Origin of the sequence: Flavobacterium taihuense, from assembly GCF_019351435.1 — a bacterium.
GTDB lineage: Bacteria > Bacteroidota > Bacteroidia > Flavobacteriales > Flavobacteriaceae > Flavobacterium > Flavobacterium taihuense.
Genome location: NZ_JAHWYN010000017.1, coordinates 1 through 23,607, shown reverse-complemented (window position 1 = coordinate 23,607; position 23,607 = coordinate 1). Strand labels below are relative to the sequence as shown.

General features: G+C 34.9%; 26 protein-coding genes and 2 pseudogenes. 9 read left to right on the top strand and 19 right to left on the bottom strand.

What is annotated here, in order from left to right:
• Window positions 1–351 precede the first annotated feature (351 nt).
• From KZH69_RS16220 to KZH69_RS16195, 6 genes are all read left to right on the top strand, one after another.
• Window positions 352–1,314 carry an NAD(P)-dependent alcohol dehydrogenase gene (locus tag KZH69_RS16220; protein ID WP_219318524.1) on the top strand — a complete coding sequence of 321 codons (963 nt, stop codon included), beginning with the start codon at window positions 352–354 and terminating at the stop codon, window positions 1,312–1,314.
• Between the two features lie 20 nt (window positions 1,315–1,334).
• Entirely contained in the window at window positions 1,335–1,733 is a 399-nt protein-coding gene (locus KZH69_RS16215; RefSeq protein WP_219318523.1) for a hypothetical protein, read from the top strand.
• A 207-nt stretch (window positions 1,734–1,940) separates the two neighbouring features.
• Complete coding sequence (locus KZH69_RS16210) at window positions 1,941–2,660, top strand: CPBP family intramembrane glutamic endopeptidase (protein WP_219318522.1); 720 nt, start codon at window positions 1,941–1,943, stop codon at window positions 2,658–2,660.
• Between the two features lie 4 nt (window positions 2,661–2,664).
• On the top strand, window positions 2,665–2,865 hold the full coding sequence (locus tag KZH69_RS16205; protein WP_219318521.1) for a DinB family protein: 201 nt from the start codon (window positions 2,665–2,667) through the stop codon (window positions 2,863–2,865).
• A complete protein-coding gene (locus tag KZH69_RS16200) occupies window positions 2,862–3,476 on the top strand; it encodes a GNAT family N-acetyltransferase (RefSeq protein ID WP_219318520.1) in 615 nt (204 codons plus the stop codon). The genes KZH69_RS16205 and KZH69_RS16200 overlap by 4 nt, the downstream gene beginning before the upstream one ends.
• A gap of 197 nt (window positions 3,477–3,673) precedes the next feature.
• A complete protein-coding gene (locus KZH69_RS16195; protein WP_219318519.1) occupies window positions 3,674–4,021 on the top strand; it encodes a nuclear transport factor 2 family protein in 348 nt (115 codons plus the stop codon).
• A gap of 173 nt (window positions 4,022–4,194) precedes the next feature.
• On the opposite strand, the gene KZH69_RS16190 is transcribed toward KZH69_RS16195, so the two are convergent.
• The 10 genes and pseudogenes from KZH69_RS16190 to dinB all read right to left on the bottom strand — a co-directional run bounded on the left by KZH69_RS16190 (window position 4,195) and on the right by dinB (window position 13,854).
• The gene (locus KZH69_RS16190) at window positions 4,195–4,803 is read right to left on the bottom strand and encodes an alpha-ketoglutarate-dependent dioxygenase AlkB family protein (RefSeq protein WP_219318518.1); all 609 of its coding nucleotides are present in this window, start codon (window positions 4,801–4,803) and stop codon (window positions 4,195–4,197) included.
• Complete coding sequence (locus tag KZH69_RS16185) at window positions 4,779–5,027, bottom strand: Ada metal-binding domain-containing protein (protein WP_219318517.1); 249 nt, start codon at window positions 5,025–5,027, stop codon at window positions 4,779–4,781. The genes KZH69_RS16190 and KZH69_RS16185 overlap by 25 nt, the downstream gene beginning before the upstream one ends.
• A 2-nt stretch (window positions 5,028–5,029) precedes the next feature.
• A complete protein-coding gene (locus KZH69_RS16180) occupies window positions 5,030–5,737 on the bottom strand; it encodes a 2OG-Fe(II) oxygenase (protein ID WP_219318516.1) in 708 nt (235 codons plus the stop codon).
• Between the two features lie 150 nt (window positions 5,738–5,887).
• On the bottom strand, window positions 5,888–6,166 hold the full coding sequence (locus KZH69_RS16175; RefSeq protein ID WP_219318515.1) for an FMN-binding negative transcriptional regulator: 279 nt from the start codon (window positions 6,164–6,166) through the stop codon (window positions 5,888–5,890).
• Window positions 6,167–6,168: 2 nt separating this feature from the next.
• Window positions 6,169–6,984 carry an alpha/beta fold hydrolase gene (locus tag KZH69_RS16170; RefSeq protein ID WP_255558287.1) on the bottom strand — a complete coding sequence of 272 codons (816 nt, stop codon included), beginning with the start codon at window positions 6,982–6,984 and terminating at the stop codon, window positions 6,169–6,171.
• Between the two features lie 67 nt (window positions 6,985–7,051).
• Window positions 7,052–7,903, bottom strand: coding sequence for a bifunctional helix-turn-helix domain-containing protein/methylated-DNA--[protein]-cysteine S-methyltransferase (locus KZH69_RS16165; RefSeq protein ID WP_219318514.1), 852 nt, complete (start codon window positions 7,901–7,903; stop codon window positions 7,052–7,054).
• Between the two features lie 140 nt (window positions 7,904–8,043).
• Window positions 8,044–8,631: a Crp/Fnr family transcriptional regulator gene (locus KZH69_RS16160; protein WP_219318513.1), complete on the bottom strand. Its 588-nt coding sequence runs from the start codon at window positions 8,629–8,631 to the stop codon at window positions 8,044–8,046.
• A gap of 544 nt (window positions 8,632–9,175) precedes the next feature.
• A pseudogene (locus KZH69_RS16155) lies at window positions 9,176–9,343 on the bottom strand (helix-turn-helix domain-containing protein); the annotation flags it as partial.
• A gap of 166 nt (window positions 9,344–9,509) precedes the next feature.
• Window positions 9,510–12,563: a DNA polymerase III subunit alpha gene (locus tag KZH69_RS16150; RefSeq protein ID WP_219318512.1), complete on the bottom strand. Its 3,054-nt coding sequence runs from the start codon at window positions 12,561–12,563 to the stop codon at window positions 9,510–9,512.
• Between the two features lie 97 nt (window positions 12,564–12,660).
• Entirely contained in the window at window positions 12,661–13,854 is a 1,194-nt protein-coding gene (gene dinB, locus KZH69_RS16145) for a DNA polymerase IV (RefSeq protein WP_219318511.1), read from the bottom strand.
• Window positions 13,855–13,941: 87 nt separating this feature from the next.
• Between dinB and KZH69_RS16140 the strand changes: the two genes are divergently transcribed.
• The gene (locus KZH69_RS16140) at window positions 13,942–14,712 is read left to right on the top strand and encodes an XRE family transcriptional regulator (RefSeq protein WP_219318510.1); all 771 of its coding nucleotides are present in this window, start codon (window positions 13,942–13,944) and stop codon (window positions 14,710–14,712) included.
• Between the two features lie 221 nt (window positions 14,713–14,933).
• Here KZH69_RS16140 and KZH69_RS16135 read toward each other — a convergent pair whose 3' ends face one another.
• From KZH69_RS16135 to KZH69_RS16120, 4 genes are all read right to left on the bottom strand, one after another.
• The gene (locus KZH69_RS16135) at window positions 14,934–15,632 is read right to left on the bottom strand and encodes a DUF1826 domain-containing protein (protein ID WP_219318509.1); all 699 of its coding nucleotides are present in this window, start codon (window positions 15,630–15,632) and stop codon (window positions 14,934–14,936) included.
• Window positions 15,633–16,079: 447 nt separating this feature from the next.
• The gene (locus KZH69_RS16130) at window positions 16,080–17,003 is read right to left on the bottom strand and encodes a HipA domain-containing protein (RefSeq protein WP_219318508.1); all 924 of its coding nucleotides are present in this window, start codon (window positions 17,001–17,003) and stop codon (window positions 16,080–16,082) included.
• Complete coding sequence (locus KZH69_RS16125; RefSeq protein WP_219318507.1) at window positions 16,996–17,310, bottom strand: HipA N-terminal domain-containing protein; 315 nt, start codon at window positions 17,308–17,310, stop codon at window positions 16,996–16,998. The genes KZH69_RS16130 and KZH69_RS16125 overlap by 8 nt, the downstream gene beginning before the upstream one ends.
• The gene (locus tag KZH69_RS16120; protein WP_219318506.1) at window positions 17,307–17,522 is read right to left on the bottom strand and encodes a helix-turn-helix domain-containing protein; all 216 of its coding nucleotides are present in this window, start codon (window positions 17,520–17,522) and stop codon (window positions 17,307–17,309) included. The genes KZH69_RS16125 and KZH69_RS16120 overlap by 4 nt, the downstream gene beginning before the upstream one ends.
• Before the next feature lie 191 nt (window positions 17,523–17,713).
• On the opposite strand from KZH69_RS16120, the pseudogene KZH69_RS20710 reads away from it, so the two are divergent.
• A pseudogene (locus KZH69_RS20710) lies at window positions 17,714–17,779 on the top strand (histone H1); the annotation flags it as partial.
• 293 nt (window positions 17,780–18,072) lie between these two features.
• On the top strand, window positions 18,073–18,441 hold the full coding sequence (locus KZH69_RS16115) for an alpha/beta hydrolase family protein (RefSeq protein ID WP_219318505.1): 369 nt from the start codon (window positions 18,073–18,075) through the stop codon (window positions 18,439–18,441).
• A 622-nt stretch (window positions 18,442–19,063) separates the two neighbouring features.
• Here KZH69_RS16115 and KZH69_RS16110 read toward each other — a convergent pair.
• From KZH69_RS16110 to KZH69_RS16090, 5 genes are all read right to left on the bottom strand, one after another.
• Complete coding sequence (locus KZH69_RS16110; protein ID WP_219318504.1) at window positions 19,064–21,301, bottom strand: nitric-oxide reductase large subunit; 2,238 nt, start codon at window positions 21,299–21,301, stop codon at window positions 19,064–19,066.
• Window positions 21,298–22,041 (bottom strand): iron-sulfur cluster repair di-iron protein, encoded by a 744-nt coding sequence (gene ric / locus KZH69_RS16105; protein WP_219318503.1) that lies wholly within the window; start codon window positions 22,039–22,041, stop codon window positions 21,298–21,300. The genes KZH69_RS16110 and ric overlap by 4 nt, the downstream gene beginning before the upstream one ends.
• An 87-nt stretch (window positions 22,042–22,128) precedes the next feature.
• The gene (locus tag KZH69_RS16100) at window positions 22,129–22,563 is read right to left on the bottom strand and encodes an RrF2 family transcriptional regulator (protein WP_219318502.1); all 435 of its coding nucleotides are present in this window, start codon (window positions 22,561–22,563) and stop codon (window positions 22,129–22,131) included.
• Between the two features lie 428 nt (window positions 22,564–22,991).
• A complete protein-coding gene (locus KZH69_RS16095; RefSeq protein WP_219318501.1) occupies window positions 22,992–23,231 on the bottom strand; it encodes a hypothetical protein in 240 nt (79 codons plus the stop codon).
• Between the two features lie 191 nt (window positions 23,232–23,422).
• Entirely contained in the window at window positions 23,423–23,563 is a 141-nt protein-coding gene (locus KZH69_RS16090) for a hypothetical protein (protein ID WP_219318500.1), read from the bottom strand.
• Window positions 23,564–23,607: the final 44 nt, after the last annotated feature.

Here is a 23,607-nt window from a genome sequence, read left to right as displayed (position 1 = left end):
ACAACTTTAAATTATGCAACTATTGAAGAATTTAACAATCAAATTAAATACAAAAATGTAGCTTAACAAAAGGTGTAGTTTTTGTTTGTATATCCGGATCCATTGGACAAAAGTATCTTGTATTAATCTACAATATAAATCGGAAATTCTTTTTAAGGAATTACTAAAAGGATTTCTTTTGAGAAAGTGATATTCCATTAGATGTAAACATTTTTATAATAGTCTTTCATGATAATTGGTTTTATTTCTTTTGTAAAATTTAAAAACACATTTTTTTCATTTCTTAACTAAAGTCAATGAAAGGGAATAATGTTGCTAGTACTTTTGCTTTGTTTTAAAATTAATTTTTACATGAAAGCAATAGTCTATACACAATATGGTTCTCCGGAAGTTCTTGAGTTGAGAGATGTCGAAAAACCAATTCCAAAGGATAATGAAATTCTGATACGAATTCGGGCAACAGCAGTCAATTCAGGTGATGTAAGACTACGAAAAGCAGATCCTTTTGCCGTTCGATTATTTTTTGGACTTTTTAAACCAAAAATAAATCTACTTGGTAGTGTTTTTTCAGGTGAAATTGAAAGTATAGGTTCAGGAGTGCAACGTTTTAAAGTTGGTGATGACGTTTTTGGTCATACCGATATGAGTTTTGGTACTTATGCCTCCTATAAATGTTTTCCGGAAAAGGGTTCCATAGCATTAAAACCTACGACTATTACACATCAAGAAGTAGCGGTAATTCCATTTGGAGGAACAACTGCTTTGCATTTTTTGAAAAAAGCTTCTATTCAAAAGAGTCAAAAAGTACTTATTTTTGGCGCTTCAGGAGCAGTTGGAACGGCTGCTGTTCAACTGGCAAAATATTTTGGAGCAAATGTTACAGGAGTTTGCAGCACCATTAATGTTGATTTAGTGAAATCATTAGGAGCAGACAAGGTAATTGATTACACCAAAGAAGATTTTAGTAAAAACGGAGAAACGTATGACGTAATTTTTGATACGGTTAATAAGATGTCAATTTCGGATAGTTTGCGGTCATTAAAAGTTTGTGGGACATTGATTTTAAGTGCGGCAGGATTTTCAGAAATGGTGCAAGGGACTTGGACATCCATAACCAGTAGCAAGAAAATAAAAGTATTAAATGGTATTATAAGTCATACAGCAGAAGATATCAATTTCCTTAAAATGCTTATTGACGCTGATCAATTGAAACCGGTTATAGACCGAACATATTCATTAGAACAAATGGTAGAAGCACATACTTATGTAGAAAAAGGACATAAAAAAGGGAATATAGCAATCGAGATTTATTAAATTGCGGATAAAATTTTAAAATGAAAAAAAAGATAAATTCGATACAAATATTGCTGGGAATGCTACTTATGGTTACTGTTTTTCACTTTTTCATAATGGTAAAACTTATTCCTTATGACATTGCTTGGGGCGGTCGCCTTACAAATGATACTGAAATGTATGGATTCGAAGCAATTTCGATCTTCATCAATCTATTTTTAATTTCTGTTTTATCTATTAGAGCAAACTATTTAAAATTCCGGGTGAATAAAAAAGTAATAAATAGCATATTGTGGATTTTCTTTTTTCTTTTTATTCTTAATACTATTGGAAACCTATCAGCCAAGTCATACTCCGAAAAATTGTTTTCTGTCTTTACACTAATTTTGGCCCTATTGATTTGGAATGTTTTGAAAAAAAAAGCAACTACAAATTGCTAAATTGTATGTTAACAGTTGCCGGAAAGCATCACCAAAATTGAAATAAAGCGGATAATTAAAAAATAAATAAATATGGCATTACGTTTTTTTTTAACTCCCGAAAAACAAATCCGAAGCATCTGGTGGGTGGTTCTGTTTTTCCTGATTCTGGCTTCCTTCTTATTTTCGTTAATTATTTTGGCGGATCGTTTTTCATTTGAAATAACAATGATACATCAAATCATTTTGATTTCGGTTGTTTCTATAATTTGTCAAATGATAAGGCGTAAATCAGTAAGTGACTTGGTTGGAAAATTTAATGCAACTTGGCTTAAGGAACTTTGTATTGGACTACTGATTGGTGCTGTACTGATGATTTTACCTGTTTCTATTTTGACAATTTTTGATTTTATACATTGGCAGCTAAATGTTTTTTCTTTTTCAACTATTCTTTCTGGTTTTTCAATATTTCTTTTAGCAGCAATAGCTGAAGAGCTACTGTTTAGGGGTTTTATGTTTCAACGATTAATTAGGGCTTTTGGTGAGTGGCCAGCGCAATTAGTTCTTGCGGGACTCTTTTTACTAACCCATATCAATAACCCAGGAATGACCGGTACAGTAAAAACATTGGCTTCAATTAATATATTTATTGCTTCGATTATGTTTGGGATTGCTTATATAAAAACTAAAAGTTTAGCGATGCCTTTAGGGCTACATTTTATGGCAAATTATATGCAAGGGACAATTCTTGGCTTTGGTGTTAGTGGTAGCAAAGAGCCTAGTTTATTTAAACCGGTATTTGATAATGCACCAATTTGGCTTAGCGGAGGCGATTTTGGGATAGAAGCGAGTGCTCTGGGCTTGTGTCTTGTTATTTTGATTACTGTTTTGCTTTACACTTGGCAGCCATCGTATTTAGAACGCCAAATAACAACGAATATAAATTGATAGGATGAAGGAATCAATAAAACGACTTGAATTTTTATGTAAAACCGTACCCTCTTTATTAGAAAATATAGAAGAGGAAATATTTTCGTATAAACCAGAAATAGAAAAATGGAGCAAGAAGCAAATCCTAGGGCATTTGATTGACAGCGAATGGGAATCAGCACAACAAAAAATTAGTAATCAAATAAATGATAATGCCTTATGAAGGACAATTGGATTAATCACCCGGTAGTATTAAAAGGAGATGAAATAGTGGTACTACCTTTAGAAAAAGAACATTTGCAAGATTTATTTCGTGCGGCATCCAATAAAGAAATATGGGAACTTACATCTGTAGACTACTCAGTTGAAGAAATATTTTATCCTAATTTCAACAGCGCTATAAAGGATAGAGAAAAAGGTACAGCGTATCCGTTTGTTATTGTTCACAAAGATTCCAACAAAATTATCGGAACTACTAGATTTCTTGAAATATATCCGAATGACAAAAAAATTGAAATTGGTGTTACTTGGATTATGAAAGAATATTGGGGGACAACTGTAAATCTGGAATGTAAATTACTATTGCTCAATTATTGTTTCGAAAATTTAAAAACCAATAGAGTTCAATTTAGAGCAAAAGAGAACAATGCACGTTCAAGAAAAGCAATTCAAAAAATTGGCGGAATATTTGAAGGGGTTTTAAGAAAAGATAAAATCGAACCAAATAGAATACCCAGAAATACCGCTTTTTATAGTATTTTGGATAGTGAATGGGAAGAGGTAAAACAAAGTATTAAAACCCAAATCGAGATAAAAGCAAAACCCTACCGCTAAGCGCTGTTTGGAAATAGGCTGGGTTTAGGCTTACTTTAAAGTTGATTAAATATTTGTGAAGTTAGTCATTAACCAAAGGTTTAGTCTTACTTGATCTTACAAAATGCAAAACCAAAATTTTTATCGAAAACATCTCAGCTTGTTCAGAGTGCTATTAAATACGTAAATAGTAAATACATAAATAAAAAAAATATAAAATGACAATAGAACAAATTGTAGAGAAACAGATGCGTGCTTATGATGAGAGAGATATTGATAGTATGATGGCTGTTTTTAGTGAAGAAATTAAAGTAGTTGACTTTTCAAACAACAAAATAATTATTGAAGGCATTAATGATTGTCGAAAAATGTATGTTGAACTTTTCGTGAATTCACCGAATCTTCGAGCTGAAATAGTAAACACTATTACTTTTGATAATAAGGTTATTGTGCAAGAATATATTCATGGACGTAATGGGAGTAGTGAAAAAATTGAGCAAGTAGTTATTTTTGAAATAAATGACGAAAAAATAAATAGGATTAATATGGTAAAAAAAAACACGTAAACTATTTTTAAATTGATAAAAGAGGACAAAGAAAAAGTACTTCTTGTATCGATGAGGTAGTGGTCATTCTAACGCACGACACCAAAACACCAAAATTAAAATTAGAATTATTATTTCGTTTTGCCGTCAGATACATTTTTTTAAATAACTGTTAAATTTGGTTTTCGTCCCATTTACAAATCAATTGTTCTAAAAGTTAAGTTTATTCTTGGTTTGGCTATGAATTTTGTTAGAGGAAGTCGGTGTAGCCAATTCGTTTGTGTTATGTCTTTCATGACAAGTAAACTTCCATGTTCTAAAATCAATGAAACGGTTTCTTTTGTTTCCTTGTGCTTGAATGCAAATTTGCGTTCGGCTCCAAAACTTAAGGAACCAATTGCCCCATTTTTCTTTAAATCTTTTTCTGCATCGCTATGCCACGCCATTCCTTCATCGCCATTATGGTATAAATTGAGTAAACAGGAGTTGAATATTTCTCCTGTTTTTTCTTCGACTAGTAATTTTAATTCCGAGAGTTCTTTTGTCCAAGGCAAGGCTCTTTTAGTGGTGTTCGAATAGGTGTATTCAAAATCACTGTCCCCATACCAAGCTACTTTTCGTTTGGTTATTATTAGTTTGCCATAGATTATGGCTTGGTCATTTTTCCATTCGATTGTATTCATTAAAGTGTCAAAATAATGACTCCCCTCTTTATTAGACATTAATTTTCCGTAATAATTTACTATACCATCTTTTGGTAATAGGTTTGTTGAGCCGTCTATTTCGTTGTTGAATAAATCCATTTTTTGTACTCTATTTTCATGCAATGTCCGCAAGGGCGAAAACCATTTTCATGAGCTTCACTTTCTGAAAAGAAGAAAATCCTGTTTTCCCGTTTCAAACGTTTGCCTGATTTGCATTTTAATGTTCCGTATATTTTTAAATTTACATTTCCACCAAAAGTAATCACTTTATGTTTGATTTTGCTTCGTAAATCTCCATCGTTTATGTCAAGATGTTTTATCATTTTTAACTTAATGCATCGTGAAAAATAATCCCTAAAGTGTATCTTTCGCCACTTTGAATTTCACTTACACCGTGTTTCATATTCACACGATAGTACCCCTTGGTTCCTTTTATTGGCCGAAAGTTAGTGGTAAAAAGGAGCATATCGCCTTTCTTGGGTTTTAATACAATCGCTTTTGATTGTGCTCTTGGTGTTTGTTGGGTTAGCACAAATTCGCCACCTGTATAATCTTCATCGGGCTCATTTAGAAATAAAACGGTTTGAATGGGAAAATATACAGCTCCATACAAATCTTGATGCAACGTATTATGCCCGCCTTTGCCATATTTCAAAATCAAAACGGTTGCTTTTGTTTGATTATTATCATGGCATTGATTTAGCATTTCTTGATGTGCATCCGGAAAAATTGTAGCGATATTTAGTACTTTCATCCAAGCGTTTGCAATTGGAACAAGTTTTGGATATACGCTTTCTCTAATACTTTGAATTAGATTTGGTAACGGATAATTAAAATATTTGTATTCGCCCAAACCAAAACGGTAGCGTTCCATAACTACGGTTTTTCTATAACTGTTTGAATTGTTGTAGCCTGCTATTAATTCAGTGCATTCATAGTGGGTTAAAACATTTTGAATAATGGCATATCCTTTTTCGTGCATTTCTTCGGTTATATTTTGCCAATTTATTGCTGCCATTTTTGTATTTTCCATTTAATACTAATTGTTTTATTTATTAGATTGAATTATTCTTTGCTTTTCCGTTTCATCAGCCATCAGCATTGCGGTAAACGCATTGTTTAGTCGTAGTTCTTTAATAATATTGGCAAAATCGGCTTCCGATCTATTTTGTCGATCCTAATTTCAAATCCAACAATTCTGTTCATTTGTTTTTTGAACCGATTTTGTTGTGTTTTCTAATGAAAACGGTGATTTATCAAAATCAATCCATTGTCGATTCTCTTTGGAAATAGGTCCTCCTAGAATTTTTTCTACTTTGCTATTGGTTTCTAACTCCATTGAAATATGGGTTCCTAGTGGATATGTTTCTCCAGAACGTATTAAAGTACCAATTCGTTTTTCTTTGATAAATGGTGCGATAATCGATTGATCAGTTATTTTAAATATCTCGGATATGTACATACTTATAACTTCGATATTTCATTAATAATTTCTGTCAATTTATCGGGCATGCTAAAAAATGGCGAATGGCTAGAAGCAATTTTATATACTTTCAAGCAGGGCATTTCCGCTAGCATTTTTTCTTGCAACCAAGGTGTTATTGCTCGGTCTTCGGTGCATTCAATATAATATCGTGGCACGTTTCCATAATTACCTTCAGTAAGTTTCAATTTTGCTTTTGCAGACTCTGTTGATTCGGGTAACAGAATGATGTTAGCCATTTGCGTAATGTCATCGGGGCAATCGTGGTATAATCCCTCTTTGTAAATTTCAGGTAAAAGCATAGAAGAAATAGTACCATTATAAGTAATGTGTCCGCCTAGAACTTCTTTTTCATCTAATGCAAAATAGTCTTTGGCACATTTTCCATTAGCAACTAGTACCGCTGCTAGATAAATTAATTTTTCGATTTTATTTGGTCTCAATTCTGCTAATTGAGAATTGAATATTCCGTTTTTGCTATGAGCCACTAGTATTACTTTTCCGGGAATACTGTCGATAAGCTTGCACAATTGTTGAATTGTTGAATCAAATCGTACATTTTCTATTGGTGTTTTATCTCTTCCCATTCCTGGCAAATCAATGGAGTAAACGATATGTCCTTGCTTTTCAAGTAAGGGTGTTACTTTATACCAATTCCAAGCACTATGCCAAGAACCGTGAATTAGAATAAAGGTTTTCTTGTCATTTTTGTTTTGAGCATTCATTTGAAATGGATTAAAAAATAGTGCAATAATTAGCAAACTGAGGTATGCTATCCAAGTGTTCGTGAGTTTCATTTTTTTTTGACTTTAATAGTAAATGCAAAAATCGAACTATTCGTGTAGCCATAAAACCCGAAACTTGCTAAATAAATTCGGAATGTATTTTTGTTCCTTCCCAACCAATAATGGCTGTTTTTCTAGTATTGCCCCACATATACCCACCCAATATTCCTGTAGATTGAATTACTCGATGACAAGGGATTAAGAAAGCAACGGGATTGCTGCCAATTGCTGTGCCCACAGCTCTTGAAGCATTTGGTTTTTCAATTTTAGCTGCAATAGCACCATAGGTTGTCAGTTGCCCCAAAGGAATTTTTAAAAGGGTTTGCCAAACTTTTAGTTGAAAATCAGTTCCTTTTAAGTGCAGTTTTATTTGATTTAATTTTGTCCAATCGTGAGTGAAAATATAAAGTGCATTTTGCTGAATTATATCTACCATTTGTCTGAAAAGGGCATTTGGAAAATGGTTTTGCATTGTTGAAAATGCCAAAGTTTCATTATCGGAAAATGCCATATAGCAAATTCCTTTGTCAGTAGATGCTACTATAATATTTCCAAAAGGGCTCTCCGAAAAACTATAATTTATAACTAAATTTTTTCCGCCATTTCTGTATTCAGCGGGTGTCATACCTTCTATAGTGACAAACAAATCGTGTAATCGCCCTGTACCGGAAAGCCCTGTTTCGTAGGCTGTTTCAAAAAGTGTGGCTTGATTGTCTTTTAATAAGGTTTTGGCATATTCAACTGTGGTATATTGTAAAAATTTTTTTGGACTTGTGCCTGCCCATTCACTAAAAAGCCGCTGGAAATGAAAAGGGCTTAAATGAACTTTCTCAGCAACTTCATCCAGATTGGGTTGCTCTTTAAAGTTTTCTTTTATATAGTCAATTGCTTCAGCAATTCTGTTATAATTAATATTTTGTTGTTCAGTCATTTTCGTCATATTTTATAATGCAAATATCGAAAGAAGTTTATCGTTATAAAATCCGAAACTTGCTACGATTTAGTTTTATTATAATTCCTGTTATCATTTGATGTGTGGTTGCACGAATTAGAATATTTTCGAATTAAAGATCAGTTGCTATCACGATTCAATGCAATTCTTCTCCTGATCCGGCTTAACGATTCTGGTTTAATGCCTATGTAACTGGCTATTTGATACTGGGGGATTGTTTGAAACAATTGAGGTCTTGAATTTAAGAGCCTCACGTATCGTTGTTCAGGAGTGTCAGTGGTATAAGATGACATCAGTTCCTGCTGTTCTGCAAACACTTTTTCCATTACTTTTCTGGAAACGGTTTCTAGTTTAGGAAAACGACGGTATAAATCTTCTTCTTTGTCTCTATTGCCAACCACAAGAAAACAATCTGTGGAACAAGCCATATAGTGATTTGAGGGGAGGTTATTACCAAAACTGTTTAAAGAAATTACCCATTGTTCTTCGGTGAAAAAATTACCCGTTTTTTCTTCACCATCAACGATAAAATATTGCCTCACACAGCCTTCTAAAACGAAATAAGCCTCTGTTGAAATTTGCCCTTCTTTAAGTAGTATAGTGCCCTTTTCATATTTTTTAATCACCATAGTGGCTGCAATAGCATCAGCTTCTTCTTTTGAAATAGGCATTATTCTAGAAAAATAATTTAAGAGTTTGTCTTCCATCGTTTTGTTGTCATTAGATCTTTGCTAAGGTTAGCCGTTTTTTATAAATACAACCGCTAATCTACAATAAAGATTTTAGAACAAAAGGCATGTTCAATTAAACTCTAGTTGCTCTTTTATTGTAAAACTCAATGATAGTATGGCAAACTTATAAATGATAATTATAGAGATATAATATCTAACACTAATTAATTGTTTTTGAGAATCCTGTACGTGCTACATTTATTCACATGCAAAGTTATCAATAAAACTTTAATTTTAATTTATGAAAAGGACATGTAAAGTTTGTGAAAACTTTTTCACTTTAACAGAAGGTTTTTCTTGTGATTCCTGTTAATAGGGAATTAATTAAAACCTAGAATCTTCTGTTTTTCTTTATCTGAAATATTTGTGAAGATGGGGCCAGTGTTGGAATGATTTCACACTGACATACTGAAAATTACAAATAAATCGGAATAGTTTTGAATGTAATCTTCATCATATAAAAATTCATATTCGCTATCTCGCTCTCTTAAAATGAAAGAGAGGATGTCGTTGTATTTTATTATGGCTTGTCGCCTAATTGTTTTTCGTTTATAGGACCTAAAATGTGCCCGAACATTTTCAGTACCTGATTTACACTACATAAACTGAAGTTGTCCTTACCTTGTTCAATCTTTTGGATAACGGTCAATGCTACACCAGCTTTCATGGCAAATTCTTCTTGTGTAAGACCTGCTTGTTTTCATCTCTTTTTTACAAAATCGGATATTGTATTCATTTTATATGTTTTTCCATATAAAAAAGATTGTAAAAGGAGGCAGGATAAAGAAGAAAGAAGCAAATGAAAATAAGCAAGATAGACTGTTTTATTTCGAATTTTAAATGGTAAAATTTTATCAAGAAATCATTCTATGTCTAGGGAGATGAATCTCATGTTCCTGAGGATAGGGTTCACGATGGGTACTACTGACATCTTCCCTGATTTGATTTTGTGTCTTGAACTGGTCTTTTGAATCCATATATCTAGGGTCGGGGATAAAAGGCATCTTGGCCATTTTAGTTACGGTAATAGTGGGGAAATGATAGTCCACTTCTACACTACCTAAGAGAAGATAACAGCCACCTCCCAGAAAAGGATATTGCGTCAGACTGTCGGGAAAGTGTGCCGTATCAAAATAAGAACCTTCATGGTCAACCCAAGTTCCAAAATACATGGTTCCTCTTTTGGTAGGGACTTGTTTTCTTGAAATGAGATAGGCCAGCATGCGCACTTGTTTTTTATGACAGTTGAGCAGGTCCTTGGCCATTATATCTCCGCGGTTTTTGGTCTGCAAAAGATCAAAGGGGGTGCAGGATACAGGAAAACTCAGCAGTTCAATTTCGTCAAAAGCATCTTCAAACAGAGAACGCTCCAGCGTTGGGAGTTTGTATTCTTTTACGGGTTCCTGTATCAAGAGTAAGTTTCTGTTTTTGGGTTTATAATTGTTTAAGAGCAAGCTGGCGATAACCAGCAACTGGTTTTTGGTTTTGCCAGTAAAGCGAAAAGCGCCTATAAAAATTAAGATTTTAATTCCTTCAATTCCCATTGGAATGCGATTGATGAAATCCTCCAGCGACTGAAAATTACCATTTCTGTTGCGGTCTGAGACGATGAAATGTGCCATTTTGGATTCCAAACTCTGCAGGTGCATAAATCCCAAATAGACATCAGTACCATAGAGCGTGGTTTCGTATTCGCTTTTGTTTATGCAAGGATTATGGATGGAGGCTCCAGCCATACGCGCTTCATGCACATAGACTTCGGTTCTGTAAAATCCCCCTTGATTGTTGATTACGGCCACCATAAACTCAATGGGATAATATACTTTGAGATACAAGCTTTGATAGCTTTCAACGGCATAGGATGCTGAGTGTGCTTTGCAAAAAGAATAACCCGCAAAGGACTCAATCTGTCTGTATATTTCCTCGCTCAGTTTTAAGGGATGTCCTTTTTGGGTACAGCAGGCAAAGAAATTGTCCTTTACTTTTTGCAAAGCCTCTTTCGAGCGTCCTTTGCCACTCATGGCTCTCCTTAGAATATCTCCGTCTGCTGCAGGTAAACCTCCATAGTGTAATGCTATTTTAATAACATCTTCCTGATAGACCATAATTCCGTAGGTTTCCCCAAGCTGTTGTTTAAACACTTCGTGAAAGTATTCGAATTTGTCGGGATGGTTGTGACGAAAAATATATTCTTTCATCATGCCGGATTGTGCCACACCAGGGCGAATAATAGAGGAGGCAGCCACCAGTGTTTTATAATTATCACATTTAAGTCTTCTTAATAATCCCCGCATGGCAGGACTTTCTATATAAAAACATCCAATGGTTTTGCCTTCAGCCAAATAATTATTGGCTAATGCTTCATTTTTTGAAATTGAAGTATCGCGAATATTCACCCGAACACTTCTGTTTTTTTCAATCAGTTTGACCGTATCATCAATATGACCAATGCCTCGTTGACTTAAAATGTCGAATTTTTCAAAACCAATATCTTCGGCGACATGCATATCAAAAAGCACAATAGGAAATCCTTTTGGAGGCATTTCAAGTGGTGTGTAATTGGTGATAGGTTCTTCGGAGATTATAATACCACAGGAATGCATACTGCGTTGATTGGGGTATTTCTCTAGCATCATTCCATATTCTTGCACAAACTTTACAATGTTGTTCTTATCATGAAATTGCATTGGATTTTTTGCTAGCATGTCTAACTCTTCTTTTGGAAGACCAAATACTTTTCCAACTTCCCGAAAGATGGAGCGGTATTTGAATTCGACATTCGTACCACAAAAAGCTACGTTTTCTTTGCCATACCGATTGAAGATGTATTCCAGGATTACATCCCGTTCTTTCCAACTCCAATCAATATCAAAATCAGGTGGGCTTTTTCGATTTTCATTTAGAAACCGTTCAAAATACAAATCCAGTTCCAGTGGACATATATCCGTAATCCCCAAACAATAGGCTATAATGCTATTGGCACCGCTTCCACGTCCAATGTGCATGAAACCAAGGCTGTTACTGTAGCGAATAATATCCCAGGTTATTAGAAAATAGCCACTGAATTCTAATTGGTCAATAACTTTGAGTTCCTTTTCAACTCGTACTTTAGCATCAATATTTCCCCCCCCATACCGCCATAACATGCCCTGTTGAGCCAATGAAGTTAATAATGCAAAATCACTTTCCCGATTGTTGGTATAGAATTTTTTATTTCTGGGGGTATTGAATTCAAATTTGAAATTGCATTGTTCTATTAGTTGTTCTGTATTGGCAATAATTTGTGGATATTCTGTATAATGAGCTAGAAGTTCTTTTAAAGGTTTTAATACTTCTGTAGTTTTGCAATAGTCGGCTTCTGTTAGTTTTGATAGAATGATATTGGAATCAATAGCCCGTAAAATTTTATGCAGATTGAATTCCTTTTTGGTTCTAAAAGTTACGGGTTGCAATACCACCATTTTGGCTATTTTATTTTTAAGTTCCAAAGAAAAAAGTTTGGGTAATTCTTCGGGGCGAATGCCTACAAATTCATTCTTTTTAAGCGAAATTGGTGCATTTTCTAGGGTGTAAATTATAAAAACGGAATCGAATTCTGGTGCTTGTTTTGGTAATGGTTCGCCGCTGAAATTATGAGCCGTTAAAAAACGATTCATTTCTGCCAGTCCGCTTGCGTTTTTGGCTAAACCGATGTAACGCAATTTGTTTTCAGAATGGAATTCGATACCTACAAGGGGTTTAATCCCTACAGCACCACAGCTTTTTATAAAATCATAAATACCAGTTACAGTATTAATATCAGTGAGCGCCATTGCTTTTACTCCACAAGTAACGGCTTGCCCTATAAGATCATTAAGGGGGATGGTGCCGTAGCGTAAGGAGTGGAACGAATGACAGTTGAGGTACATGAGAGTTGTTTAATGGTATAATTATTTAGGTTTTTGTTTTTTTGTTTTTCACTCTTCACTCTTGACTCTTGACTCTTAACTCTTCACTCTTGACTCTTCACTCTTTAGGTTTAGCCAGTCTTCTTAAAATTTCGTCTTTGGTATTGGGTTTGAAGGACGCTCCGGCGCAACGCATCACGGCATCAAATCCGTAACGGCTCTTCATTTTGTCCATAGCGGCATAAAGGGACAACATTTCCTGAGTGTCTTCAAAAAGATTGATTTGATAGGTACCTCTCACCAGACCACTAAAGCGTATGCCTATCAATCGAAGCCTCATGCGTCGTTGATAGAGTTTGTCAAAGAGATCGGTTACATTTCTGGTCAGGATATGGTCCGCTGAGGTATAGGCTATTTTGCATTGTTTGGTTTCGGTGTCAAAATTGGCATAGCGTATTTTAACCACTATTGTTGAGGTTAGCCACTGCTCGGAACGGAGCTGGAAAGCTAGTTTTTCAACCATACCCATCAGCACCGATTTGAGTTTTATGATGTCAATCGTGTCCTGGGAAAAAGTATGCTCGGTGGAAATGGATTTTCGCTCGGTATAGGGTTCTACAGGAGTATTGTCAATGCCATTGGCTTTTTTCCAAATCTCCAAACCATTTTTGCCAATCATGCGTTGCAGTACTTCGGCGGGCATTTCAGATAGTGTCTGTATGGTGCGAATGCCAATTCGTGATAAAAGCTGAAAAGTCACATTGCCCACCATCGGTATCTTTTGGATGGACAGCGGGTTTAAAAAGGCTTGTACATTATTTTCAGGGATCTCTAAGTTCCCTCTGGGTTTGCCTTCACCGGTGGCTATTTTAGAGACGGTTTTATTGATAGACAAAGCAAAACTAATGGGTAATCCCGTTTCTTTAATCACAGATTGTGCGAGTTCATTCGTCCATTTATAACTGCCATGAAATCGATCCATACCGGTAATATCAAGATAAAACTCGTCAATGCTGGCTTTTTCCATTATAGGCGCTTTTTCTTGAATCACCTGGGTTACATCATGGGATAATTTGGAATACAATTCCATATCCCCTTTGACAATCTTGGCCTGTGGACAAAGGCGCATCGCCATATTAATGGGCATCGCCGAGCGTACCCCGAAACGACGTGCCTCATAGGAGCAGGAGGCTACCACACCGCGATCACCACCACCAATAATTAGTGGAATTCCTTCCAATTGGGAGTTTTCCAATCTTTCACAGGATACAAAAAAGGTATCCAAATCCATGTGTACAATTGCCCGTATCATTTTCCTTTGTTTTTGTAGTGAACAAAATTAGTACAGTTTGCAACATTTTTTAGTATATTTGCTGTTATAAATTGTAACAAAATAGCTATGTCCTTATTTTCAGACAACATCAGAACCCTTCGGGTAAAGCAGAAGATATCGCAGGAAAAACTTGCTGAGAGTCTATGCATTACCAGGGGTAGGTATGTGAAGTATGAAGATGGCACATCAGAAGCTCCGTATGATATTTTAAAGAAAATAGCACATTATTATCATATCAGTATCGATCTATTACTGTCGGTGGATGTCCGCAAAATTGACTCCCAGGATTTATTAAAATTAGAGAATAATCGTTTGGTGCTTCCCATTATGGTGGATAGAGAAGGGGAGAACTTCATAGAAGTAGTTACCCAAAAAGTGAAAGCCGGTTATTTAAATGGTTATGCAGATCCGGAGTATATTGAGAGTCTGCAACAAATCTCACTTCCTTTCTTGGGTTCGGGTAAGCATAGGGGATTTCCGGTGGAAGGTGATTCCATGCCTCCCCATGAGGATGGTTCCATCATTATTGGCCGTTATGTAGAATCACTGGGTGAGGTTCTTGATGGCAAGACCTACATATTCATCACTAAAAGTGAGGGGATGGTGTACAAGCGTCTCAACAAAAACAAAAAGAATGCACTTGTTTTGGAGTCCGACAATAGACTTTACCCTAACTATGAAGTCAAAGCTTCTGACATATTGGAGATATGGGAGTATGAATGCAATATTGGTCGTAGTGATAGAAAGGCTGAAATTTCAGAACCGCTTAGTGTAAAAGAAATGTTTTTGGAATTAAAGAGGGATATTTCTGAAGTGAAAGAAAGTATTAAGAAGTGATTTTTCTTTTAGCTCACTTATCACTTATTGTTATTCGATGAACCTCACTTCGTTTCGGTTTTCTTTATCATGACCCCAGCCGCTCCGCTAGGGGGCACTCCCAGCGCCAGCGCACAAATCCCTATCGTGATTTTTGGTTTGGCAATTATAAGTGAAAAATACGGTCACGAATTACTGCGTCAGTTCACTTCGTTCGTGTGTAATTCCGCGTCATCTGTTTTTTAGCATATCAACAACAATCGATATTCTCCATCTTTTTCTATTGGTGCTCTGTGAATACAAGGTAGCACCTGTTGTTTGGGATGATCCACCGCCAAGCGCCAAAGATGTCCTAATCCTAAATTAATAGGGGCTGCATGGGATTTCGCCTGATAATGCAAATCAAAATAATTTTCCTTCAAAAAGTGTTCAAATTCCTCCGATGGGCCGTTATGTAGTGCTGTCAGTTTTTTTCGAATGTCAGGAATTAGAATTTTTTGCTCCGCTTGTTCGTTAGAAATAATATCACTTGCTATACCGTGATAGGTACATAAAAAAGTATCCGTTGCAATGGGAGAACGATCAACATGATACGAATATACATCTGTGGATATGAAATCAAATTCATCATCTCGTTCATAATATTTAAGTAAATTAAGAGAGGGGGAAGCTCCCAAATCAGCTAATAATCGTAAATCATTTAAGATAATTTCCCTTGCTATATTGCCCTTTTCCGATAGTTGGAGTGCCAATAGATCATCAGGATAAACTTCCGTTATATTTTCTTTTATTTGCAGTTTACCTACAATCGCTGCAAAATCGCCTTCCAAATTTCGGTACCAGCATAGTGCATTTATTTTTCCTTTAAAATCGGTATTTACAAGTTCAGAAAAAGTGGACACCATTCCAATTTGGCTGCTGTCAGAAAATGTGTTGCTCATAGTATGATATCAAGAAGCTAGTTACTTAATGCATTACAAAATTATGCAATTTCGCGCCATTGGGCTAATTTTTCAGCACAACACAGGGAACACTCTTAAATCATTCATTGAAAAAAGTTAGAAGACTTTTATCGTATTTCCAGTTTTCAATAACTTTTATAAAAATGCAAAGGCGTGAGACATTTGCATAGCGTAAAGAGGAACACTTCGTGGATCGGGTTTTTGGTTTAAAAATATGAGGGCGGAGAAGAGGACGTTTTCATGAGTTTATTGTTCATTCTCTGTGAACAGGCGAAGCACCCGAGTCCCGATAATTATCGGGAAGAATAGACGAAGTAAATCTCGCAAATACAAAAACAATTTTCCATTAAGCTAATTGTCCCGTCCTAAAAACTATACATGTTATTAAATAAATCCTGTTGTAGCTATAAATACAAAGAGCAATTATTAAAATCTCTTAATCCTATTATCCATCAACTTTAAATACTTTTCTTTCATGCTATCTGATAAAAATGACATTTCTACTAGTTCAATCCATTTCGATAGACTTTTATTCATATTCGATAAAATGGCATTTATTGTTTTATCATTAAGTTCCAATCGTTCTTTTGCGTAATAATCTATCAATTCCGTCGATTTGAAATTGTTCTTTTTACCTTTGAGGGATAGCGCTAACTCCTCCTGCGGATTTTTAATGGAAATCGAAGAATTCAAGAAATCATACACTGGCGCCAAAGTTGTTTTTCCCGCTTTTGTAATTACTGAAAAGTTCTTTAAATGCATATCTTCATTACCTGTTATGAAACAGAACAAAACTCGTTTAAAGAAATCTGCTTTCTCTATAGCAGGAAAAGTGCAATATTCATCAATTACTTTAACCAATTTTTCCATGGTGTAATCATATTTTGTATCTCTTGAATTGCCTGTTAATTGAGCAAAATCCTCAGTGGCATATTTCTTTCCCTTACTATATCTGTCAAACCGTTTGATAAAATAAGAAAGGCTTCCATCCTTTGAATAGACCAATCCATGAAAAGGCACCTCAAGTCCATATACTTTTGCCATTTTCATAGTTACATCCTCGTTTTCGGGTAATTCCGGAAATAGATCATTCTGTGGTTTGATAATATAATTACCAAACTGGTCCACAATTTCAAATTGCTGATTTACAGCTGAAATAACGGCACTTAATTTTGGCTGAACTCCTTGAATAGATAATTTCTTTGCACGATTGGCAGCCTCTTGCCTTTGCTCGGCAGCTGTAAATGGCAAATCCTTTAATGTGGTAAGTTTAGGAGCAATCATACGAAGTCCCTTTTCACTGTATTTTTCAGTACCACATAATTCGTAGGTTATTGGACATCTATTCATCTTGCCATTCTTTTACCGTAACCGCTCCTACCAAATCATTTCCAGTGGCTATAAGTTGGGAGAAATAATCGTTTTTATCAATCTTGCCTATTTTTAAGAGCCCTTCAAGCATTATCCCTTCAGGCAATAATCCTTCAAAAAAAGAAGGGAATTTTGTAAAAGAATACTTTTTATTGGTCAATGGCATAGTTAACGATACGGCTTCTCCTTCATAGTTGTCATCATAGATAAATTCATAACCGCCGCTGGTATCTTCAATCAACACTCCTGCCTTTTTATCGTGAACCAATATGATCGCTTTTCTCATGACTGTTTATGGATTGGACTTTTAAATTGTATTTCAATATTCAATACTTTCAGTACAGCTAAAAGTTTATTCCAACTAACTGTTTCTTTATTTTTCTCAATATCAAAAACTGTGGTCTTACCTACTCCTGCCAGGTTCGCCAATTCTAATTGCGTCAGTCCTGCTTGCTTACGATGCTCTTTTATAAAGAGCCCCAAATTAAAACTATCCATATTTTACCGTTTTGACAGTAAAATTAAGCAAATATATGTTTCGGCTAGGTGTTTTTATTATAAAAATGTTATTTTTTACTGCTATAACAGTAAATTATACATAAATAATTGGAGATTGATTAAAAAGACAGACCCATTTCCTGTTTTTACTGTTATACTGGTAATCATTAAGCCAAAAAACATATAAATCAACTTTGGAACTTGAAAAACTTTTAAAAGACTTTAGAAAAGATTCTGTTGAAGAATCTAAAAAATAAGATTTCAATTTATAACCCTTTGGGTTTTTCTGGGGGGCTTTTTTTTTATTATTCTCTGCGGTCTATCAATAAAGCTCAATCTTTAATTTTTACATCAAGGTCCTGGTTTGATTAGGCATTCTTTCGGCGAGTATGAAACGGATTTTATCATTACGCAAACGGATCGATTTGCCACGGCTATAGCTGGAGCGGTATGGACTGATTTGGTCAGCGTCTATTTGTATATAGGCGGGAATTAACAAAAGCCAGACTTTTGGCGTTTTGAGTACGACCAGCTGCGGATTGGGAAATCGTTGTTTGACGATACAGACAGCTATTTGAAAAATTCTCCCGTGCTGCAAGCTGCCAATGTGCATACGCCTTTATTGTCCTGGACTGGTGCCGAAGATCGACATGTTAATTATTACCAGAGCATTGAATTCTATCTTGCGTTGAGAAGGCTTGGAAAAAAGCATACTATGCTGATTTATCCTGGAGATGGTCACGCATTGATGGATGGATCGAATCAAAAAGACCTGACGCAACGGACCGAAGAGTGGTTTGGGTATTATTTGAAAAATGAAACTTTGAAGTCGTGGATGGTTGCAGATTCTTATGAGCGATTTAGACCTAAATCAGAAAAACATAATACTATTGACTCGTTGGATGTAATTATTTTTTAAACACATAGAAACTTAGAATTTATAGTTTTAAAAAAGAGCTTGATAGAGGTTTTACTATTCACATAGTCAATCTATGTGAAAAATAGTGCTATTTCTATTCGTTCTTAAATGATTTTATATTAAATCTATGTGCGTATGTGGTTCATTTTTTAATTAAATTTCACCCAACGGCTTACCATTAGAATATATAAAAAACGTGGAAATAGAGAAGAAATTTTATTTAAACCCCAAATTTAACTGATTTTCAAATTTTTGCCACTCTGTTTCCTCGCTCTTTTTGCTTTGGTAGTTGTATTTGAACTTTGAATATTTATTTTCGCTATTTATTCAAGGATTGTGGTCGAGTCAGACAATTTTTGAACCTCTTTGTAGATGTTTTGAAATAACCGATACGAATGGTGATTAAATTGATAATTATCGATTTCAAACCAATATGCTTCGAACTCCTTATTTCTAATGCGGATTCTGGGTTAAAATACCATCCCCAATAAAAAAAACCTTAAATATCAATTATTTAAGGTTTTTTTATAATGAACACAGGAATTGAACCGATAAACTCAAGGATCTGAATTTGATGCTTTTTTTAAAACAATCTAATTCAAGTCCTTATATTACTCAATATTTACTTGTTTTTGTTTTTTAATGTTAGATCAAATACAAACCAAGCGAAGGTAACAATACCTATTGCAAAGAGAACATCTCCAAAGGTACGCAGCCATTTTAATGTAATCATGGTAGGGTCTTGCATTAATTCAGATGAACGAGCAAACCACATTCCTTTTTCGATGCTTTCAATGGCTTGCCAAATTCCAATTGGAAGTAAACTCATTGTCGCCATTAAAAACAGACCAATATTAAGTGACCAGAAAGTGGTTTTGATTAACTTGTTGTTCCATAAGGTGTTTCTATACAAACTTCTTAGCACAAATAACATCAAACCAATTCCCAACATTCCATACACTCCAAACAATGCGGTATGACCATGAAGAGGAGTAGTATTCAAGCCTTGAACATAATACAATGCTATTGGAGGATTAATGATAAACCCGAATATACCAGCTCCAAGGAAATTCCAAAAAGATACGGCAAGCATGAAATAAATAGGCCATTTATAATCATCAACCCAGGCTGTCGCTTTAGAAAGTTTATAGTTGTGATACGCTTCATATCCGATAAGGGTTAACGGTACTACTTCCAAGGCGCTAAACGTAGCTCCCAAAGCCATAATGGCACTGGGTGTCCCTGAAAAATACAAATGGTGAAATGTTCCTAAAATTCCTCCAGACAAAAAGACTATCGTGCTAAACAATACATTCAATGTGGCCGTTTTGGTTTTCAATAACCCCAAACGAACAAAAAGAAATGCAATTACCACTGTTGCGAATACTTCAAAGAATCCTTCCACCCACAAGTGGACTACCCACCATCTCCAATATTCAGCAATGGCAAGATTGGTTTGTCTTCCCCACATTAATCCGGCAGAATAGAAAAGTGCAATCGCGGAACATGAAATTAAAAAGAGAATGATTAGATTTTTTTCTTCCGTTTTTCTTTTTAAAATAGGAAGTAGAGGTCGAACCATTAAAGCCAACCATAAGAAAAGTCCAACCAGCAAAAAGATTTGCCAAAAACGACCGAGATCAACATATTCATACCCTTGATGTCCAAACCAAAAATTTTGAACCAAGTCTAGTTTTTGCATCACTCCAAACCATTGACCGATCATGGATCCAACCACTATTATCAGTAAGGCAATGAACAAAAAGTTGATTCCAAAACATTGAAATTTAGGATCTTTGCCCGAAACTGCCGGAGCAATATACAATCCTGTTGCAAGCCAGGCAGTGGCTATCCATAAAATGGCCAATTGGGTGTGCCAAGTCCTGGTTACGGCATATGGCAGAAATTTATCTATTGGAATTCCATACAAACCATTTCCTTCAACACCATAATGGGCAGTTACAATTCCCAACAGCACTTGTAAAATCATGAGCAAACTTACCACCCAGAAATATTTTTTCACCAAATACATCGATGGGGTCATCCCTTGTTTTAAAAGCGGATCTGATGTTGGTATTGGTAAACTTTCCCCTTCACCAGATTTTGCATGATAAAAAACCAATAATCCAATACACAAAATCAAGGTAATTATACTGACTCCGGACCAAGCCATTAAATCGGTGGTGGCTTTGTTTCCCACTAAATCATCTGCAGGCCAGTTGTGCGTGTATGAAATAGTAGAATTAGGTCGTTCTGTAACTGTTGCCCAAGTTGCCCAAAAGAAAAACGCATTCATTTTGTGCATTCTATTTGTGTCTTTGATGGCATTTTTTGGAATTGCATAGTCATTACGCAATTTGTCAAATTCGGGAGAATTCATAAACAAACCTTCATAATAATGACTTAAATATTGAATGGCCAAAATTCTATTTTCAGAAATAGTTATTGTTTTTGTTCTTTCATCGTATCTATTGGTTCTTAAATCGGTTTGCAAACGTATTTTTAAAGCCGCTTGCTTTTCCTTGTCCAATGCGTCAAAATCTTTATTGAAATCTTTTTGCGCATAGCGATTCAATATAAAAACGGCTTCTCTATGAAGCCAGTCGGCAGTCCAATCTGGGGCTACATAAGCACCATGTCCCCAGATGGTTCCCACTTCTTGGCCTCCCATACTTTGCCAAACATTTTGACCGTCTTTAATTTCCTGACCGGTAAAAATGACTTCCTTGTTTTCTGAAATTATTTTTTCGGGAACGGGTGGTGATTGTTGGTAAATTTCATAGCCATAATAGCCTAAAACTCCAAAGGAAAAGACCGCTACTATTAACAATCCAATCCATAATTTTTTTTCTTGACTCATAATTTTTGATTAGTTTTTTGTGACAATTCTTTTTCCAATTCAATAGCTTTTGGAAACAAAATATTATTCTCCAAATGAATGTGAAGGTGTAAATCTTGTTCAAATTCCTTGAGTAATGCAATTGTTACTCTATACGTATTGCAGGCATCTTCTGGCGGTGTATAATTATTGCTCAATGTTTCAATTTTTCTAAATCGATCTCCTTCGGTGGTGTGTTCGTCCATCATCATTTGTATAGGGTTTTGTACGGTACCAAACTGTGGTGCCTCCCACTTGGAGTTTTCTTGTTTTGCCTGAACCATTTTGCGTATACTAGGAAACAAAATAAGCTCTTCTTTTTTCATGTGTTTTGCCAACTCGCCGGCAGTAGCGTCGAAATGTTCCTTGATTTCAAACAACTCGGGGTGACGTTCTCCGTGAACTCTACAGATTTTATCTAGGTAGGGTTCTATTTCCAACGTTTTTTCCTGCACATAACGATGGTGTTTTTTCTCGATATAATCAGCCAATAAATCTATAGGCCAAGATTTATAATCGGTGGTATTCTCTGAATTGGATTGTAGGAGTGCATTCAAATCTGAAACAACTAATTGGTCATCAATTTTTTTTGCCTCACAAGCATCATTAATGGTTCTGTTACCTTGACAGCAAAAGTCAATACCGTATTTTTTAAATACTGATGCAGTTCGATAGTCTTTTGCTACCAATTCGCCTATAATTTGGTTTTCTTGAATATTCATTTTTTTATAATTTAAAGTATTGTGTTAATATGTATTTTCTTGTAATTATACTGGATAAAAATATCCACTATTGAGTTAATTTTTTTTTTATCGTTTTAAAAAAGTTAATTTTTTTTCATGATTCATAGCCAATGTTTTTACAGTAGTTGTTTCTAACATTTTTTTTAGTTCATCCCTAACTAGTTTAAATTGATCATGTACAGGACAGGGCTTTTTTTCATCACATTTTTTTAATCCTAAACCACAGCCATTGTAAATGGAATCTCCATCAATTGCAAAAACTATTGCGCTCAGCTTGATCTTTTCTATTTTTTGAATATCCATTGAGAAGCCTCCCGTAGGTCCTTTGTCGGAGTTTATGATACCATTGCGGCAAAGCTGTTGCAGTATTTTTGAAGTATAGGCAGTTGGCGATTCTATTGCTTCTGAAATTTCTTTCAAGCCCGCTTTTCTTCCAGCCAAAGATTGTTCAGCAATGTAGATTGATGCCTTAATACCATATTCACAAGCTTTTGAAAACATTTATTCTTTTTTTTACAGGACAAATGTAATCATTTATTTTTAATAATGGACAAATTTGTCCATTATTAATTGTGTTATAATGAAAACCTGCTCGCTTGTATCAGCCTGATTTAAACTACATTCAATAATATAAAAAAATACTACTGAATTTTTAGTAACTTTATCCATCAAAACAGTTGGCTAATAGTTTCAAATCTTCTGGTAAAAGGTTCGAATTTTTACCTTAAGGTTCACTATAAAAATCAAAAAGCCTGAGAATCTTTATTCTTAGGCTTTTTTTATGGTTCGAAAATGCTTTAGAGATTTTTAACTTTAAGCAGAGTCAGTGTTTACAACTAATTTCGGTTCGAACTCCGTCAAGGATCTTCAATTTCTAGATCGAATTTGTAATATATAGAGGTAGATATTATATGAAAATCAGACAAGTATTATTTAAAATTCCATCCTAATGTTAATCCAAAGGCAACAGGACGAGTTTCTGAATCTTTATCTGTACTGTACAAACCATTTGCTTTTCTATCAGAAACAGATGTTGGGTTATAACCTATATAAGATTCATTATTTTTTTGATCAAGTATTGTTCCATATCCACTTTCAAGAAACATAGCTGCATACAATGAATTTTTAGTACCCATATCAAATGTAAATCCTAACTCAAACATGCTCATCACAATACTTTTAGTTTGGTATTCTCCAGTTGCCGAATACTTACTTTGTCCTCCAAAACCATACTCTGGTAAATTATCAATAGTCAAATTAACATCCGGATAATAAGCTGTGCCATTTACATTATTTGCTTTTGCTTCTATTTTATATTTTACAGGTAAAAAATACTTAGCTCCTGCTCTAAAATTAAAATCTATACCTTTATTAATGTTGGTTTTATACTGTGCAAATTCCAGTGATATTGACCACCCAATTCCAATTTAAAGTGACCACCTGATTCCAATTCAAAATGACCACCTAATTCCGGAGCAAAATGACCACCTCCATTTTTCATTAAAAACTACTTTTTTTCATCTGTTAATTAGTATTCAAATATAC